Genomic DNA, 15182 nt, shown 5'->3' on the forward strand with positions numbered 1-15182 from the left:
CGTCGTCCTCCTCGTCGGCCGGCCGGACCGGTCCGTGGCTGGCGCGCCCGGTGCCCGTCGGCTGGACTCCCCGGCGCTTTCCTCGTCGAGGGTAGGGCTGCATCGTTCCCCCATCCGGCCCCGCGGGTGAACGAGCGGGCACGGGAACGTGAACAGTCCCGGTACGGGAACGGCCGCCACTCGTACGGGGGATGACCTGGCCTGCCCCCCGCCTAGCATCGGTCGTGTGAGCCCCACGGTCGCCCTCGTGGTCGGCCTGGTCGTCGGTGGCGTCCTGGTCGCCACGGTCCTCCTGCGCTACGCCCGAACCGACGCCGACCACCCGGTCCCCCCGCCGTCGCCGGCGCTGGCCGAGGCCGTGTTCGCCCGCCGCCTGCTCGACCTCATGGACCCGGCGGTCGTGCTGCTGGACGGTGACGACGTCGTCGTGCTGGCCAACCCGGCCGCGCGTGCCCTCGGCATCGTGCGGGACACCCGGCTGCTGGTCCCGGACCTGCTCGAACTGGCCCGGGAGGTCCGCGCCGGCGGACGGCGGCGGGCCGACGTCTCGCTGCCCGGCCCGCTGGTGGGCGGGGGCCCGCGGCTGGTCGGCGTCCACGGCGTCCGTCTCGAGGCGGGGTCCACGCCGGGTGGGCCGGTGGCGCTCGTGCTGCAGGACGTCACCGAGGCTCGCCGGGTGGAGGCCGTCCGGCGCGACTTCGTCGCCAACGTGGGCCACGAGCTGAAGACGCCGGTGGGGGCGCTGTCCCTGCTGGCCGAGGCCGTGGAGGACGCCTCGGACGACCCCGAGACGGTCCGCCGCTTCGCCGCGCGCATGACGCACGAGGCCGACCGGCTGGCGCGGCTGGTCCGCGAGCTGATCGACCTGTCCCGGCTGCAGGGCGGCGAGCCGCTGCCCGAGCTGGTGCCCGTCGACGTGGACACGATCGTGGCCGAGGCCGTCGACCGCACCAAGCTGCCTGCCGCGGCCAAGCGCATCGCGATCGCCAGCGGCGGCGAGCGCGGCCTGGTGGTGCGCGGGGTGGAGGCCCAGCTGGCCACGGCGGTGACCAACCTGCTGGCCAACGCCGTGGCCTACAGTCCCGAGGCGACGCGGATCGCCGTCGGCGCCCGTGCCCGGTCCGGCTTCGCCGAGATCACCGTGACCGACAGCGGGATCGGCATCCCGCGGCAGGACCGCGCGCGGATCTTCGAGCGCTTCTACCGGGTCGACCAGTCGCGGGCCAGCAGCACCGGTGGCACCGGCCTCGGGCTGGCCATCGTCAAGCACGTGGCCAGCAACCACGGCGGCTCGGTGAGCGTGTGGAGCGAGGAGGGCCTCGGCTCCACGTTCACCCTGCGGATCCCGCTCGCCGCACGGACGGCGGGTGGCCCGCCCCTCGGCGACGCCGCCGACCAGTCAGATCTCGCCGGCGACGCCGTCGCCGAGCACCCCATCGCCGGCGACGCGGTCGTCGGCGACGCCCCGAAGGGACGCTGATGACCCGCGTGCTGGTGGTGGAGGACGAGGAGTCCTTCTCCGATGCGCTGTCCTACATGCTGCGCCGGGAGGGCTACGACGCGGTCGTGGCCGGGACCGGCCCCGAGGCGCTGGCGGAGTACGACCGCGGCGGCGCCGACGTCGTGCTGCTCGACCTGATGCTGCCGGGCCTGCCGGGCACCGAGGTGTGCCGGGCGCTGCGTTCCCGCGGGAACGTGCCGATCATCATGCTGACCGCCAAGGACTCCGAGGTGGACAAGGTCGTCGGGCTGGAGCTGGGCGCCGACGACTACGTCACCAAGCCGTACTCCGCCCGCGAGCTGGTGGCCCGGATCCGCGCGGTGCTGCGCCGCCGTGGCGACGTCGAGGTCCCGGTGGACGCCACCCTCGAGGCCGGCCCGGTCCGGATGGACGTCGAGCGGCACGTGGTCGCGGTCGACGGTGAGCCGGTGGCGCTCCCGCTCAAGGAGTTCGACCTGCTCGAGCTGCTGCTGCGCAACTCCGGCCGGGTGCTGACCCGCGGCCAGCTCATCGACCGGGTGTGGGGGTCGGACTACGTGGGCGACACCAAGACCCTCGACGTCCACGTCAAGCGGCTGCGGGCCAAGATCGAGCCGGACCCGGCCAACCCGAAGTACCTGGTGACCGTCCGCGGCCTGGGCTACAAGTTCGAGGCGTAGCGCCTGGACCCGAGGCCCCCGCAGGGGCCCGCCCCCGGCCCGTCCAGGGCCCGCCCCGAGCGTGCGAGGAGTGGGGAGGACGGGGCCTCCTCCGGTGGGGGCAGGGGTCCTGCTACTGCCCCCGGCCGGTCTCCTCCTGGAGCTCGTCGATCTTGCGCGAGGCGTCGGCCTTGGTGAGGTCGTCGGGGACCTCCTCACCGGCCTCCCGGGCGAGGGTGCCCAGGTAGCTCTTCTGCGCGCCGGTGGCCGGCTCGTCCCCGGTCACCCAGTCCGAGGGGTCCTTCTCGGTGGTGCGCTCGGTGTGTGCGTCGGATTCGCTCATGTGTTCGAGCGTAGGCCCGGGCGTGGTCGCGCGCACGGCGAACTCAGGCCCGCGCCAGCTCCGGCGCCGGTCGGGCCGGGACCGCGCGCTCCTCGGTCCGCTGCCGCCGGGTCTCCTCCCAGCGGCGGCCGGTGCGGTAGACGTGCACGGCGCCGCAGGCGGGGCACTCGACGTGCATCGCGATGTGGGTCGGGTGGTTGACCACGGAGCGGATCCGCCGGTCGGCGACCAGCTCGTCGGTCCGGGTGACGGGGCAGGTGATCAGGAACATGGGAGGAGCGTGCTCCCGGTCACAGTGGCTGCACGAGTGGCAGGACTGACCGCAATCGCAACTTCTCTGCCATGATGTCGGCATGGCAGCCAGGGGTCGTCCGCTCGTCGTCAGCTGCGTCGTCGCCGACGGGCTCGTCGGCAGTTTCGGCCTCGGTGTGGCGGCCGAGGTCTTCGGCTACGACCGGCGCACCATGGGGCTGCCGCGCTTCGACTTCGCCCTGGTCACCGAGCAGCCGGGCGTCGTCCGCACCGACACCGGCATCCCGATCACGATCGAGCACGGCCTCGAGCGGCTGGCCGCCTCCGACATCGTGACGATCACCGCCTGGGAGCTGTTCAGCCGCGTGCCCACGCCGCAGCTGCTCGACGCGTTCCGCACCGCGCACGCCAACGGGGCGCTGATCGTCAGCCAGTGCACCGGGGCGTTCGTGCTCGCCGAGGCCGGCCTGCTCGACGGCCAGCGGGCCACGACGCACTGGAAGTACGCCGGTGAGCTCGCCGCGCGGTACCCCTCGGTGCACGTCGACCCGAGCGTCCTCTACGTGGACAACGGCTCGATCCTCACCGGCGCCGGCACCGCGGCCGGGGTGGACACCCTGCTCCACCTCGTCCGCCGGGAGTGGGGGGCGGCCGCGGCCAACGCGCTGGCCCGGGAGATGGTCGTGCCGCCGCACCGCGACGGCGGGCAGGCCCAGTTCATCGACGCCCCGGTCGCCGCCTGCGAGGACGACCTGCTCGGCGCCGTCCTGGAGTGGGCCTCGGCGCACCTGACCGAGGACATCAGCGTCGAGGTGCTGGCGCGGCGGGCGCTGATGAGCCCGCGCAGCTTCGCCCGCCGGTTCAAGGCCACCACGGGGACGACGCCGCACGCCTGGCTGCTCGGTCAGCGGCTGGCCGCCGCGGAGGAGCTGCTCGAGAACAGCGACGCGCCGGTCGAGGAGATCGCCCGGCTGGTCGGCTTCGGCACCGCGGCCGGGTTGCGCGAGCAGTTCACCCGCCGCCGCGGGGTGTCGCCCCGCGCCTACCGGCAGACGTTCCGCAAGGCGCTCCCGGCGGTCGCCGGCGAGGAGACTGCGGCCTGAAGAAGGACCCCGAGAAGGACCCCGTCCTCCCCGCCGCTCGCAGGCTCACGGCGGTGCCCTGGACGGGGCCGCGAAACCGCGCGCAGGCTCGCGGCGGTGCCCTGGACGGGGCCACCGACCGTCAGCAGAGGCCTGCGGCCACCGTCCTAGTTCGGGATGGGCCGGGCGATGCCGACGAGGGAGTCCAGCCGTCCGGCGTTGGCCGGTGCCAGCGGGCTGCGGATCACCCGTGTCAGCGCCAGCCCGGCCCGGGCGAGCAGCAGCGCGTGGGTGCGCGGCGTGAAGTGCCAGATGTGCTCGGTCGGCTTGAGGGTCCACCAGCGGGTGCCCAGCAGCCGGGCCGGCAGCGACGAGTAGTAGGGCGTCGAGAAGACCACCACGCCGTCGTCGGCCACCTGGCCGCGCACCGTGCGCCAGAACGACAGCGGGTCGGGCACGTGCTCGACGGTGTCCCACGCGCAGACGACGTCGAAGCCCGGGGTCAGCGGGGCGTCCTCGAGCTGGCCGCAGAACACGTCCAGGCCCAGCGTGTCCTGCGCGTGCTTGGCGCCGGTGCGGGACAGCTCCACGCCGGACGTCGTCCAGCCCGCGTCGCGCGCGGCCGCCAGGAACAGGCCGTAGCCGGCGCCGATCTCCAGCAGCCGCCCGCCCGCCGGGGCGCCGTCCCGGGCGCGGTCGATCAGCCGCAGCCGGCCCGCCGTCCACGTGCGCTGCAGCAGCATCGCGGGGGAGAGGCCCCCGGACGCCGGGGCGTCGGCGGCCGAGGAGACCGCGTTGCCGTACACGCCGCCCTCGAAGTAGCCGACGTCGTCGTAGAGCCGCTGCAGTGCCTCCGGGCGCAGCCGCGGGCTGATGAACACCAGCTCGCACTGCGGGCAGCGCACCACCCCGAACGGGGCGACGTCGTGCACGAGCGTGCCGGCGACGCCGCACAGGCAGCAGACGACCTCCTCGGTGTCCTGCGCCGTCCAACGCGCGAGCTCGTCCACGGAGGTCAGCCTACGGAGCCGTCGGCGACGTCCCGGGCAGCGGGCGACCGAACCGGGACCGGCGGGTCGACCGGCGCCCGCTCGGTCCCCGCGGTGCCCTCGGGGGCGGCCGGGTAGCGCAGCGCGAGCAGGCTCTCGATCCGGCGCCGGACGACGGGCGAGACCAAGCCGTCCTCGCCCTCGGCCGCCAGCAGCTCACCGGGGACGACGACGTAGCGGTCCGGCGCGGCGTCGGCCTGGGCCAGGAAGGCGCGCCGGACCGCCTCGGGGTCGGCGTCGGCGGGCGCGGCCGTGACGGGGGAGTCCACCACCACCGTGAGGTCGGGCAGCAGGCCGCGGGTCGCCCACAGCGACGTCCGGAAGATGCGGTCGGCGTCGAGGCCCTGCCCGGCGCCGTGGAAGGCGATCGAGGTGTCCACGTAGTGGGTGTTCACCACGACCTGGTTGCGCTCGAGCGCGGGCCGGATGACGGTCGCGACGTGCTGGGCGCGGTCCGCGGCCGCCAGCAGCGCCGCCGTGTACGCCCCGACCGGCTGGCCGTCGTCGTCCAGGGCCGGCTCGGGGGACGGGAAGCCGGTGCCCGAACCCGGCGGCGGCGGGAACAGCACGCCGCGCACCTGCCGGCCCAGCTGGGTGTCGCTGGGTTCGGAGGTGACGACGACCGGGCAGCCGCAGTCGCGCAGCACCCGGGCGACGTCCTGCGTGTACCGCCGGGTGAGCTCGCGGTCGGCGCCCTCGACGACGACGAACAGGCCGACGCCCGACGACGACGCCGACAGGATGTCCGAGCTGCCCCAGATCAGGCGCAGCACGTCGCGGAACCGGGTGCGGGAGCGCCCGGCCGCCACCTGCCGCCGGGCGTAGGCGCTCACCACCAGCGCGATCAGCCCGCCGACGAGCAGCGTCAGACCGGGGCCGGTGACGGTCAGCCGCAGGTCGCCGAACTGCAGGTCGTGGCCGCCCAGCAGGCCGGCCAGGCCGGGGCCGACGGCCACGGCCAGCAGCAGGACGATCCGCACCGAGGAGACGACGAAGGAGAAGACCCGCCCGCGCAGCCGGTCCTCCACCTCGAAGCCGATGAGCGTGTAGCCGATGATCCAGCTCACCCCGGCGAACAGGCCGACGAGGAAGGCCGCCCCGGTGGCGAGCACGAAGTCGCGCAGCACCGACATGGCCAGCAGCGCCATCCCCGCCAGGCCGATGGCGTTGGCGAAAACGCTGCGGCGGGGGACCGTCGGCAGGACGCGCGGCCCCACCAGCATGCCGATCGCCAGGCCGGTGAAGACCACCCCGAAGACGACGCCGTACCCGGCGGTGCCGGCCTCCAGCGTGGCGACGTAGAGCTGGGCGACGCCGATGGTGAGCCCGCCGGCGCCGAACGCGCCGATGACGCCCACGTAGAGGGCTCGCATCAACGGCCGGCCGCGCAGGAACGACACGCCCTCCACCACGAGCGAGAAGACGTTGCGCTGCTGGCCCTCCCGGTCGGCCGGCGTCCCGGGGATGAGCCGCCGGGAGAGCAGCACGGTGAGCGCGCTGAGGCCGAAGCTGGCCGCGTTGATCACCAGCGCGACGACGATCGCCGTCCTGGCCTCGCCGCCCTCGCCGCCGCCGGGGAACACCCGGGTGATCGTCGACAGCAGCGCGAACAGCAGGGAGGCCACCGGGACCGCCCCGTAGACGGAGAACAGCGAGATCTGGTTGGCCACCGCCAGCCGCTCGCGGGGAACGATCGCCACCCACATCGCCTGCTTGGCCGGGTTGGTGAACAACCCGACGGCCTCGACCAGGAACTGGGCGACGTAGAGCCAGGTCAACTCGTAGGTGAAGGCGATGGACAGGTACAGCGACATCGCCAGCAGCTCGCCGACGACCACCGTGGTGCGGCGGTCCAGCCGGTCGGCCAGCGCGCCGGCCAGCGGGCCCAGGACCAGGTCGGGCAGCAGCCGGGTGAGGATCACCCCGGAGATGGCCGCGCCCTGCACGGCCAGGGACTCCTCGCGGGTCAACTGCTGGGCCATCGCCGTGGTGGCCAGGAGGCCCAGCCAGTCGCCGAGGCTGGAGACGGCGATCGCCGCCCACAGCCGCCGGAACACGGGGATGCGGACCAGCGCCAGGAAGGCGTTGTCGGGGCGTGTACCGTCCCCGCGGGACCGCTCCCCGGCCGAGGGAGGGCCCGCCGTCGCGCGCGCCTCGGTCACAGTCCCCGCCGTCCGCTCGTCGATTCGTCCGAGGGCGAGGGTAGTGGCGCGAGGCCGCGGCTCAGCGCGGATGCACCCCTGACGAGGGAGACGCCGCCGGTCGCCGGCGCTGCAGGACGAGCGGCACGGGGCGCGGGCTGGCCGGGTGCGGGGCGACCAGGCCCTGGTCGAGCCGGGCCTCGGTGAGCCGGCGCAACTCCTCGTAGGCCGGCGCGCCGAGCAGGGCGGTCAGCTCCGCGGCGTAGGTGAGGACGAGGGGCTCGGCGGACACGTGCGCCGAGGGCGAACCGGTGCACCACCAGTGGAGGTCGTGCCCGCCCGGTCCCCACCCGCGGCGGTCGAACTCGCCGATGCTGGTGACCAGCACCTTCGTGCCGTCGGGCCGCTCGACCTCCTCCTGCTCGCGCCGGACGGGCAGCTGCCAGCAGACGTCGGGCTTGGTGAGCAGCGGGTGCAGGTCCTCGCGCAGTGCCATGCGGTGCAGCGCGCAGCCGGCGCCGCCGGGGAACCCGGGACGGTTGAGGAACACGCACGCGCCGTCGACCAGCCGCGTGCGCAGGGCCCGCACGCCCTGCTCCTCGTCGGGGGCTTGCCCCTCCTCAGCACTGTCGGGCTCGGTCCACGCGCCGCGGCCCACCGGGGCCAGCTGCCAGTCGTCGTCGGTGAGGTCGGCGACCGCGGCGGTGACCCGCGCCAGGTCGTCCTCGTCGGTGAAGAAGGCGCCGTGGCTGCAGCAGCCGTCGTCCGGTCGGCCCTCGACGACCCCGGCGCAGCCGCGACCGAACACGCAGGTCCAGGCCGACGACAGCCAGGTCAGGTCGGCGCGGACGACGTGCCGCGGGTCGGCCGGGTCGGGGAACTCCACCCACTCGCGGGCGAAGTCGAGGGGCACCTCGAGCGGGACGTCCTGCACGGACCGAGGGTAGGCGGGCCGCGCCGTCCCGCCGTCCTCCCAGCGACCCCTGCGGCTCACGACGACCCCCCGTGACCGGCCGGTTCCGCGGGCGACCGGCAGACTGACGGCATGCGGCTCGGGGTGCTGGACGTCGGATCGAACACCGTCCACCTGCTCGTGGTCGACGCCCACCGCGGCGCGCACCCCACCCCGATGCACGACGACCGGTCGGTGCTGCGGCTCGCCGAGCACGTCGGCCCGGACGACGTCCTCTCCAAGGAGGGTGAAAAGGCGCTGGTCAAGGCCGTGCGCCGGGCGTGCGACCAGGCCGAGAAGGAGGGGTGCGAGCAGCTGCTGGCCCTGGTGACCTCGGCGATCCGCGAGGCGGTCAACGGGCTGGAGGTCCTCGAGCGGGTGCGGGAGAGGACCGGCGTCGACCTCCAGGTGACCAGCGGCGAGGAGGAGGCGCGGCTGACCTTCCTCGCCGTCCGCCGGTGGTTCGGGTGGAGCGCCGGGCGGCTGCTGGTCCTCGACATCGGCGGCGGCTCGCTCGAGCTGGCCAGCGGCCTCGACGAGGACCCGGACGTCGCGCTCTCGCTGCCCCTGGGCGCGGGGCGGATGACCCGCCGCTACCTGCCCGAGGCCACGTCCGGCGGCCGTCCCGACCTCGCGGCGCTGGCCAAGCTGGACGGGCACGCCGCGGAGCTGCTCAAGCCCGCGGCGAAGAAGCTGCTGGCCGACGGTCCCCCCGACCTCGTCGCGGCCACGAGCAAGACCTTCCGCACCCTCGCCCGGCTCACCGGCGCCGCGCCGTACTCGGCCGGCCTGCGGGCGCCGCGACAGCTGTCCCGCGAGGGGCTCGAGCAGCTGACCGGGTTCGTGTCGCGGATCGAGTCCGCGGCGCTGGCCGAGCTGCAGGGCGTCTCCCCCGACCGCGCCCACCAGATGCCCGCCGGCGCCGTCGTGGCGCACGCGGCGCTGCGGGCGCTGGACGTACCGTCCGTCCGGATCTGCCCGTGGGCTCTGCGGGAGGGGGTCATCCTCCGGCGCCTGGACCAGTTGGGGGACGAACGATGACCGCCCCGAGGGACCGTCGCGACGTCCCCCGCAGGGACCCGGAGACGGCCGGCCGGCCGCTCGCCGACATCCTCCGGGAGGCCGGCCTCGACTCACCGCGCGGGCGGCGGCGCCGCGGGGACGAGGAGCCCGACACCGGTGTCCGGCAGCGGGGGACCGGTGGTGACCGCGGAACGGACACCGGTGTCCGCCGGCGGGCGGCCGACGCACGTACCGGCGACACCGGCCGCTTCGGGCCGCGCACGCCCTCCGGGCGCCGGGCGGGCGACCACACCGGTGACCCCGCGCCGCCGTCCCCGCAGCCCGACCGCCGGCGCGTGGGGGAGGCGGGCCCGTCGACCGCGGCCATCCCCGGCCTGCGGCCCTCCCGCAAGCCCGGTGTCCCGGGGACGACGACCACCACCCCGGCGGTCGGCCGTGGCTCGGCGGCCGCCCGCGGCGCGGGACCGGCGACGGGGCCGTCGACCGGCCCCATCCCCGTGGCCCGGGCCGACGACGACGCACCGCTGCTCGAGGACGAGGCGCTCGGCCCGAAGGAGGGGGCCCTGGCCTGGCTGCGGTTCGGCGGCGAGCTGGTCGTCGCCCTCGCGGTCGGCGTCGGCATCTACTTCTTGTTCACGGTGCTGTGGGAGCTGCTGCCCTACCTGGCCGTGGTGCTCGCGCCGCTGGCCGTCGCCGGGCTCGTCGCCGGGGTGGGCGCGTGGCGCCAACGCCAGGACAAGGAGCACGTCGGGGTGCGGCTGGTCGGCATCCTGGTCTTCGCCGGGACCCTGCTCACCATCGCGCCGGCCGCCGGTCTGCTGTCCGGGACCTGAGCGCGGCCGCCGCCCCCGCTACTCCTCCTCGTCGTCCTGCGCGTCGGGGCCGGCGGCGAACTGCTCGACCATCGCGGCGGTGAAGGCGTCGAGGTCGTCGGGCTTGCGGCTGGTGACCAGGTTGCCGTCGACGACGACCTCCTCGTCGACCCACTTGGCGCCGGCGTTGCGCAGGTCGGTCTGCAGCGAGGGCCACGAGGTCATCCGCCGTCCCCCGACGACCTCGGCCTCGGCGAGCACCCAGGGGGCGTGGCAGATCGCGGCCACCGGCTTGCCCGCCTCGAAGAACGCCTTGACGAAGGCCACCGCGTCGGCGTCGGCGCGCACGAAGTCACCGTTGATGACGCCGCCGGGCAGCACCAGCGCGGCGTAGTCGTCGGGGTCGGCCGCGCTGACGGCGACGTCGACCTTCTTGGTGTCGGCCTTGTCGATGTGGTCGTAGGCGGTGATCTCCCCGTCCTCCAGGGACACCAGCTCCGGCTCGGCGCCGGCCTCCTCGAGCGCTGCCAGGGCCGGTCCAGCTCGACCTGCTCCACGCCGTCGGTCGCGAGGACGGCCACCTTCATCCCGTCGAGTTCTCCTGCCATGCGGCGGCGGCTACCCCGGCCCCGCGGGCGGCACACGCCACGCGCACTACCGTTCGGCTCGTGCCCGCGCAGCCGCCTCCTCCGGTGTTCGCCCTGCTCGGTCGCCGCCTCGGCGCCCTGGTAGGAACCGCCTCGACGGTGGACGAGGCGGTGCGGGCGGTCGCCGAACTGACCGCCTCGGGGTCCCCCGTCGCCCTGGAGCACCTGCCCGGTCCCGGCACGGCCGACCCGGCCGCGGAGCTGCGCACGCTGGCCGCCCGGGTGACGGAGACCGCGCCGGCCGCGGCCTGCGAGCTCACCGTGCCCGTCGACAGGCTCGGGGCCGACGCCGGCGGGGTCGCCCGGGCCGCCGTCGCGGCGGGGTTGGGAGTGGCCCTGGCCGGCGCACCGGTCGCGGTCGACGTCCTGGCCGCGGAGCTGCCCTCGGCCACCGTCGTGGTCCCGGCGGGCAGCCCCGGTGCCGAGGAGCGCTGCCGGGAGCTCGCCGACCGCCGCGTGCGGTTGCTCGACCAGCGTGGCGCGGCCGCCGACCTCGCCTTCGTGCGCTGCCTGAACGTGCTGATGGCCGGGTCCGGGCGGCCGGCCGTCGCCACCACCGACCCGCGGCTGGTCGCCATCGCCGGCGAGCGCGCCGCCTGGAACGAACGAGCACCCGACAGCTGGGAGTACGTCATGCCGTGGAGAGTCCGCACCGAGCAGCAGCGCCGGCTGGCGGCCGGCGGGTACGGGGTGCGGGTCGCCCTGTCGTCGGGCGAGGGGGCCACGGTCGCGGCCGTGCGCCGCCTGGCGGGCCGGTCGTGACCGGGCGGGAGGGCGCCGGCCGCTCCGGTCTGGCGATCATCGGCGGCGGGAAGATCGGCGAGGCGCTGCTGTCGGGGCTGGTCCGCCGCGGCGGTGCCGACGGGATCCTCGTCTGCGAGCGGCACCCGGAGCGGGCCGCGGAGCTCGCCGAGCGGTACGGGGTGCCCGCCGTCGGGCTGGCGGAGGCCGCCGCCCGCGCCCGCGTGCTGCTGCTCGCGGTCAAGCCGCAGGACATCGGCACCCTGCTCGGCCTGCTCGCCGACGTCGTCGACGCGGGGCACCTGGTCGTCTCGGTCGCCGCCGGCGTGCCGACCGCGACCATCGAGGCGGCGCTGAGCGACGGCGTCCCGGTCGTACGGGTCATGCCGAACACCCCGGCGCTGGTGGACGAGGGCATGTCGGTGCTCTCGGCCGGCGCGCACGCCGACGACGCGCACCTGGACGAGGCGGAGACGCTGCTGGCCGCCGTCGGCCGGGTCCGGCGGGTGCCGGAGAGCCAGCAGGACGCGGTGACGGCCCTGTCGGGCAGCGGTCCGGCCTACTTCTTCTACCTCGTCGAGGCGATGATCGACGCCGGGATCCTGCTGGGCCTGCAGCGGGAGCTGGCCGCCGACCTCATCGTCCAGACCGCCCTCGGGTCGGCGGTGATGCTGCGGGACTCCGGCGAGCACCCGGTCCAGCTGCGGGAGGCGGTGACCAGCCCGGGCGGGACGACGATCGCCGCGATCCGGGAGCTGGAGCGGCACGGCGTCCGGGCGGCGCTGATCGCGGCCATCGAGGCCGCCCACGCCCGCTCGGTCGAGCTCGGCCAGCGCGCGAGGGATCGGTGAGATTACCTAGAACGGGGGACGACATGTCGACGATCCGTGACTGCGCGACAACGTGTCGTCCGCGACGCGCCCAGACACACGTCGACATGCCTACATAGGTGTAGTTCTGCCCAGGACGGACCGGTCCGCATGTTCGTTTCTTCCATCGCTTCTGTCACGCCAGTCCCCCTACGCTCTGTATCAGCACGTGCGTGTCCCGTAGTCGGTGGGGAAGCCGACGCCCGACGCGTGCTAGGTCCGGAGATGAAGTCATGACCATGCCCCAGCGCAACGCCACTGCTGCCGCCTACGTCCGCCCGGGCGTGCCCGGTCCGCGACCGGTCGGCCGTCCCGTCCCCGCTGCCGCCATGGCCCGCCCGATCGCGCCGGCCCACCCGGCCGCCATGCCGGTCGGCCGCCCCTCCGTGCCGGCCCCGCGCTCGGCCGTCACCTTCCTGACCGTCGCCGAGGTCGCCAGCATGATGCGGGTCTCCAAGATGACCGTGTACCGCCTCGTGCACGCCGGCGAGCTCTCCGCCGTCCGCGTCGGCCGCTCGTTCCGCGTCCCGGAGCGCGCCGTGCAGGACTACCTGCGCGAGGCCTACACCGACATCGCCTGAGAAAGGACCCCGTCCTCCCCACCCTTCGCAGGCTCAGGGCGGAACCCGAGACGGGGCCACCTGCCCCCGCCGATCGCACGCTCGCGGCGGGACCCTGCAGGGAGGCCGCCCCTCCTCCCCACCCTCGGGGTGGGACCCGGGACGGGGCCACCGGTCGCAGGTCGACCGGGCTCCTCGCCACTCCCCTCTGGGAGTGACACCGCACTCCGGCCCGCTCCCGCGGCAACGTCGCCGCGGGAGCGCCGGGTACGCTCGGGCGCCGAGTGACGCCGGGCCCGGTCCGGGCGTCGCACACGAGCTGATCACCACTCGCGCGGCGCCCGACGTGACCCCACCGGTCACCGGCGGACGCCGCGCGGCGACGACGTCGGGAGCACCAACATGGGTTCGGTCATCAAGAAGCGCCGCAAGCGGATGGCGAAGAAGAAGCACCGCAAGCTGCTCAAGAAGACGCGCGTCCAGCGGCGCAACAAGAAGTGAGCTGACGCTCGTGCCGCCCGCCGTCGTCCTGGTCACCGGTGTGAGCCGGTGGTTGGGTGGTGCGCTGGCGGCCGAGCTCGCTCGTGACCGCTCCATCGAGCGGGTCATCGGGGTGGACACCGTCCCCCCGTCCCCGGAGGTCCTTCGGCGCCTCGGCCGCACCGAGTTCGTGCGAGCCGACATCCGCAACCCGTTGATCGGCAAGGTCATCGCGACGGCCTCGGTCGACACGGTCGTGCACATGAACATCAGCTCCACGCCGGCCGGCAGCGGTGGCCGCGGGCCGATGAAGGAGCTCAACGTCATCGGGACGATGCAGCTCCTCGCGGCCTGCCAGCGGGCCCCCTCGGTGCGCCGGTTCGTGCTGAAGTCCAGCAGCGCCGTCTACGGCGCCTCCTCGCGCGACCCGGCCGTCTTCACCGAGGCGATGCAGGCCCGGCGGGTCCCCTCCGGCGGGTTCGCCAAGGACAGCCTCGACATCGAGGGCTACGTCCGGTCCTTCGCGCGCCGCCGTCCCGACGTGGGCGTGGCGGCGCTGCGGTTCACCAACTTCATCGGCCCGCGGATCGACTCGCTGCTCACGCACTTCCTGCGCATGCCGCTGGTCCCCACGGCGCTGGGCTACGACGCCCGCGTGCAACTGCTGCACGAGGACGACGCCCTCGCCGTGCTGACCCGGGCCACCACGGGCGAGTTCGCCGGCACGGTCAACGTCGGCGGGGAGGGCACCCTGTTGCTGTCGCAGGTCATCCGACGGCTGGGCCGGCTGCAGGTGCCGCTGCCCACGCCGACCCTCGGGTCGGTGGGCCGGCTCAGCCGGCGCTTCGGCTTCGTCGACTACTCCCCCGAGCAGATGCGCTTCCTCAACTTCGGCCGGGTGGTCGACACGACCGTCCTGCGCGAGGAGTTCGGGTACACCCCGCGCCACACCACCGAGCAGGCCCTGGCCGACTACGCCGCGACGGTGCACCCCGTCGTCTCTCCCGACCTGGTGCGGGGCGTGACCGACACCGCGCGCGCCCTGGTGCAGCGGGTGGGCGCGACCGCCGGTGTGGTCGGGCAGCGGTTGCGGCCGGCGCCGGCGGCGCCCGACCTGCGGGCGGTGCACGATGCCTGAGGCCCGCGTGATCCCGCTGCGGCCCGACGACGACGAGCCGCGGGTCCACCGGACGTCGCCCCCCTCGTGGGAGGAGCAGGTCGCCGGCGGGCTGGAGTTCCTGCGCCGGCGGCTGACCGGCGACTACGGCACCGACGAGTTCGGCTTCGACCCCGACCTCACCGACCACGTGCTGCTGCCGTTGCTGCGGCCGCTGTTCAACCGCTGGTTCCGGGTGGAGACCCACGGGGCGGACAACGTCCCGGCCACCGGTGGCGCGCTGGTCGTGGCGAACCACTCCGGCACGCTGCCGGTCGACGCGTTGATGACCACGGTGGCGCTGCACGACGACCACCCCGCCCAGCGGCGGCTGCGCCTGCTCGGCGCCGACCTGGTGTTCGACCTGCCGGTGGTCGGGTCGCTCTCGCGGAAGATGGGCTCCACGCTCGCCTGCAACGAGGACGCCGAGCGGCTGCTGACCGAGGGGGAGCTGGTCGGGGTCTTCCCCGAGGGCTTCAAGGGCATCGGCAAGCCGTTCCGCGAGCGGTACACCCTGCAGCGGTTCGGCCGGGGCGGTTTCGTCACGGCGGCACTGCGCACCGGGGTGCCGATCGTCCCGTGCGCGATCGTCGGCGCCGAGGAGATCTACCCGATGATCGGCAACGTGAAGACCCTCGCGCGGTTGTTCGGGCTGCCGTACTTCCCGATCACGCCGACCTTCCCGGCGTTGGGCCCGCTCGGGCTGCTGCCGCTGCCGTCCAAGTGGCACATCGCCTTCGGCGAGCCGATCGAGACGGCGTCCTACGGCCCGGGCGCGGCCGAGGACCCGATGCTGGTGTTCAACCTCACCGACCAGGTGCGCGAGACCATCCAGCAGTCGCTCTACCAGCTCCTGCTGCAGCGCAAGTCCGTCTTCGGCTGAGCTCCGGCAGACGAGCGTCGCCTCGATGCGGATGAGCGGTGTGTGCACTCATC

17 protein-coding genes are annotated in these 15182 nt (G+C 74.8%); 11 read left to right on the forward strand and 6 right to left on the reverse strand.

Annotated features, from left to right (window positions below; all coding sequences use genetic code 11):
- Positions 1 to 226 precede the first annotated feature (226 nt).
- Both ACI789_RS10850 and ACI789_RS10855 read left to right on the forward strand, forming a co-directional pair.
- On the forward strand, positions 227 to 1480 hold the full coding sequence (locus ACI789_RS10850; RefSeq protein WP_457008825.1) for a sensor histidine kinase: 1254 nt from the start codon (positions 227 to 229) through the stop codon (positions 1478 to 1480).
- Complete coding sequence (locus ACI789_RS10855; protein WP_456916283.1) at positions 1480 to 2160, forward strand: winged helix-turn-helix domain-containing protein; 681 nt, start codon at positions 1480 to 1482, stop codon at positions 2158 to 2160. The genes ACI789_RS10850 and ACI789_RS10855 overlap by 1 nt, the downstream gene beginning before the upstream one ends.
- A gap of 112 nt (positions 2161 to 2272) precedes the next feature.
- Here ACI789_RS10855 and ACI789_RS10860 read toward each other — a convergent pair whose 3' ends face one another.
- Both ACI789_RS10860 and ACI789_RS10865 read right to left on the reverse strand, forming a co-directional pair.
- Complete coding sequence (locus ACI789_RS10860) at positions 2273 to 2482, reverse strand: DUF3072 domain-containing protein (protein ID WP_456916282.1); 210 nt, start codon at positions 2480 to 2482, stop codon at positions 2273 to 2275.
- Between the two features lie 43 nt (positions 2483 to 2525).
- Entirely contained in the window at positions 2526 to 2753 is a 228-nt protein-coding gene (locus ACI789_RS10865) for a hypothetical protein (protein WP_457008828.1), read from the reverse strand.
- An 82-nt stretch (positions 2754 to 2835) separates the two neighbouring features.
- On the opposite strand from ACI789_RS10865, the gene ACI789_RS10870 reads away from it, so the two are divergent.
- Positions 2836 to 3837, forward strand: coding sequence for a helix-turn-helix domain-containing protein (locus ACI789_RS10870; protein WP_457008830.1), 1002 nt, complete (start codon positions 2836 to 2838; stop codon positions 3835 to 3837).
- Between the two features lie 146 nt (positions 3838 to 3983).
- Here the strand turns inward: ACI789_RS10870 and ACI789_RS10875 are convergent, their stop codons facing one another.
- The 3 genes from ACI789_RS10875 to ACI789_RS10885 form a co-directional block, all read right to left on the reverse strand.
- Positions 3984 to 4826, reverse strand: coding sequence for a class I SAM-dependent methyltransferase (locus ACI789_RS10875; protein ID WP_457008832.1), 843 nt, complete (start codon positions 4824 to 4826; stop codon positions 3984 to 3986).
- 5 nt (positions 4827 to 4831) lie between these two features.
- The gene (locus ACI789_RS10880; protein ID WP_457008834.1) at positions 4832 to 7027 is read right to left on the reverse strand and encodes a bifunctional MFS transporter/dTMP kinase; all 2196 of its coding nucleotides are present in this window, start codon (positions 7025 to 7027) and stop codon (positions 4832 to 4834) included.
- Between the two features lie 61 nt (positions 7028 to 7088).
- Complete coding sequence (locus tag ACI789_RS10885) at positions 7089 to 7940, reverse strand: hypothetical protein (RefSeq protein ID WP_457008836.1); 852 nt, start codon at positions 7938 to 7940, stop codon at positions 7089 to 7091.
- A 111-nt stretch (positions 7941 to 8051) separates the two neighbouring features.
- On the opposite strand from ACI789_RS10885, the gene ACI789_RS10890 reads away from it, so the two are divergent.
- Positions 8052 to 8999 (forward strand): Ppx/GppA phosphatase family protein, encoded by a 948-nt coding sequence (locus ACI789_RS10890; RefSeq protein ID WP_457008838.1) that lies wholly within the window; start codon positions 8052 to 8054, stop codon positions 8997 to 8999.
- The gene (locus ACI789_RS10895) at positions 8996 to 9814 is read left to right on the forward strand and encodes a hypothetical protein (RefSeq protein ID WP_457008840.1); all 819 of its coding nucleotides are present in this window, start codon (positions 8996 to 8998) and stop codon (positions 9812 to 9814) included. Before ACI789_RS10890 ends, ACI789_RS10895 begins: the two co-directional genes overlap by 4 nt.
- Positions 9815 to 9832: 18 nt before the next feature.
- On the opposite strand, the gene ACI789_RS10900 is transcribed toward ACI789_RS10895, so the two are convergent.
- The gene (locus ACI789_RS10900) at positions 9833 to 10285 is read right to left on the reverse strand and encodes a type 1 glutamine amidotransferase domain-containing protein (protein ID WP_457008842.1); all 453 of its coding nucleotides are present in this window, start codon (positions 10283 to 10285) and stop codon (positions 9833 to 9835) included.
- Positions 10286 to 10461: 176 nt separating this feature from the next.
- Here ACI789_RS10900 and ACI789_RS10905 point away from each other — a divergent pair, with 176 nt between their 5' ends.
- The 6 genes from ACI789_RS10905 (at position 10462) to ACI789_RS10930 (ending at position 15129) form a co-directional block, all read left to right on the forward strand.
- Positions 10462 to 11202, forward strand: a complete 741-nt coding sequence (locus ACI789_RS10905; protein ID WP_457008844.1) for a hypothetical protein — start codon at positions 10462 to 10464, stop codon at positions 11200 to 11202.
- Positions 11199 to 12032 carry a pyrroline-5-carboxylate reductase gene (proC, locus tag ACI789_RS10910; protein WP_457008846.1) on the forward strand — a complete coding sequence of 278 codons (834 nt, stop codon included), beginning with the start codon at positions 11199 to 11201 and terminating at the stop codon, positions 12030 to 12032. The genes ACI789_RS10905 and proC overlap by 4 nt, the downstream gene beginning before the upstream one ends.
- A 251-nt stretch (positions 12033 to 12283) precedes the next feature.
- On the forward strand, positions 12284 to 12631 hold the full coding sequence (locus tag ACI789_RS10915; protein ID WP_456916270.1) for a helix-turn-helix domain-containing protein: 348 nt from the start codon (positions 12284 to 12286) through the stop codon (positions 12629 to 12631).
- 381 nt (positions 12632 to 13012) lie between these two features.
- Entirely contained in the window at positions 13013 to 13111 is a 99-nt protein-coding gene (locus ACI789_RS10920; protein WP_012854759.1) for a 30S ribosomal protein bS22, read from the forward strand.
- A 10-nt stretch (positions 13112 to 13121) separates the two neighbouring features.
- Complete coding sequence (locus tag ACI789_RS10925; RefSeq protein WP_456916269.1) at positions 13122 to 14228, forward strand: NAD-dependent epimerase/dehydratase family protein; 1107 nt, start codon at positions 13122 to 13124, stop codon at positions 14226 to 14228.
- Complete coding sequence (locus ACI789_RS10930; RefSeq protein ID WP_457008849.1) at positions 14221 to 15129, forward strand: lysophospholipid acyltransferase family protein; 909 nt, start codon at positions 14221 to 14223, stop codon at positions 15127 to 15129. The genes ACI789_RS10925 and ACI789_RS10930 overlap by 8 nt, the downstream gene beginning before the upstream one ends.
- The last annotated feature ends 53 nt before the right edge of the window (positions 15130 to 15182 follow it).

It is taken from the genome of Geodermatophilus sp. SYSU D00965 (assembly GCF_054050075.1).

What these genes read in the sequence shown, in the direction of transcription:
- ACI789_RS10915 (WP_456916270.1), top strand. Translation starts at nt 12,284, where the DNA reads ATGACCATGCCCCAGCGCAACGCCACTGCTGCCGCCTACGTCCGCCCG.
- ACI789_RS10865 (WP_457008828.1), bottom strand. Translation starts at nt 2,753, where the DNA reads ATGTTCCTGATCACCTGCCCCGTCACCCGGACCGACGAGCTGGTCGCC.
- ACI789_RS10860 (WP_456916282.1), bottom strand. Translation starts at nt 2,482, where the DNA reads ATGAGCGAATCCGACGCACACACCGAGCGCACCACCGAGAAGGACCCC.
- ACI789_RS10920 (WP_012854759.1), top strand. Translation starts at nt 13,013, where the DNA reads ATGGGTTCGGTCATCAAGAAGCGCCGCAAGCGGATGGCGAAGAAGAAG.
- ACI789_RS10870 (WP_457008830.1), top strand. Translation starts at nt 2,836, where the DNA reads ATGGCAGCCAGGGGTCGTCCGCTCGTCGTCAGCTGCGTCGTCGCCGAC.
- ACI789_RS10895 (WP_457008840.1), top strand. Translation starts at nt 8,996, where the DNA reads ATGACCGCCCCGAGGGACCGTCGCGACGTCCCCCGCAGGGACCCGGAG.
- ACI789_RS10930 (WP_457008849.1), top strand. Translation starts at nt 14,221, where the DNA reads ATGCCTGAGGCCCGCGTGATCCCGCTGCGGCCCGACGACGACGAGCCG.
- ACI789_RS10890 (WP_457008838.1), top strand. Translation starts at nt 8,052, where the DNA reads ATGCGGCTCGGGGTGCTGGACGTCGGATCGAACACCGTCCACCTGCTC.
- ACI789_RS10855 (WP_456916283.1), top strand. Translation starts at nt 1,480, where the DNA reads ATGACCCGCGTGCTGGTGGTGGAGGACGAGGAGTCCTTCTCCGATGCG.